Source organism: Alphaproteobacteria bacterium (assembly GCA_024244705.1).
Taxonomy (GTDB): domain Bacteria; phylum Pseudomonadota; class Alphaproteobacteria; order JAAEOK01; family JAAEOK01; genus JAAEOK01.
The window spans coordinates 1-586 of the sequence record JAAEOK010000047.1 but is presented as its reverse complement, the minus strand read 5'-3'; the positions used below and the strand labels follow the sequence as shown (position 1 = coordinate 586).

Annotated in this window: 1 pseudogene; it reads left to right on the top strand. The window is 64.5% G+C overall.

The window, feature by feature from the left end:
• Positions 1–586 (top strand): annotated as a pseudogene (locus tag GY791_07630) (IS1380 family transposase).

The window sequence follows — 586 nt, the reverse complement described above, 5'->3', positions numbered from 1 at the left end:
CGGGTTGACGGATATGGTTGGCGACGAGCTCGTCGATCCACGCACCGGTAAGAACGGCCAACACGCGATGACAGGATTTGTTTCGTCAGTCCGTCTTCGGCCGCCTCGGTGGCTAGGACGTGAACGACGCCGATCGCCTGGGACGTGATCCGGCGATGCGTTGGATTGTCGGTGGTCGCGCCGTTGCGAAGCAGGCCGCCTCGACCAGCCAGATGGCTCGCTTCGAGACGGAGTTCCTTGCCGGCGACGAGAACCTCGCTGCGCTGGCTGATCTGTCGGGGCAATGGATTGACCGGGTGCACGCCCGGCATCCGCCCAAGGCGATCGTGCTCGACATGGATTCCAGCGTCAGCCCGACCCATGGCGATCAGCAAGGTGCCGCCTACAATGGGCACTTTGCCTGCACCTGCTACCATCCGCTGTTCGTGTTCAACCAGTTCGGTGATCTGGAACGCAGCGAGCTTCGTCCCGGCAACGTCCAACAGCGCCGACGGCTGGCGAGGCGTTCTGGAGCCCGTCGTTGAGCGTTACCGGGACCGGGACCTGCGCCGCTACTTCCGAGGCGATGCGGCGTTCGCCTCACCGG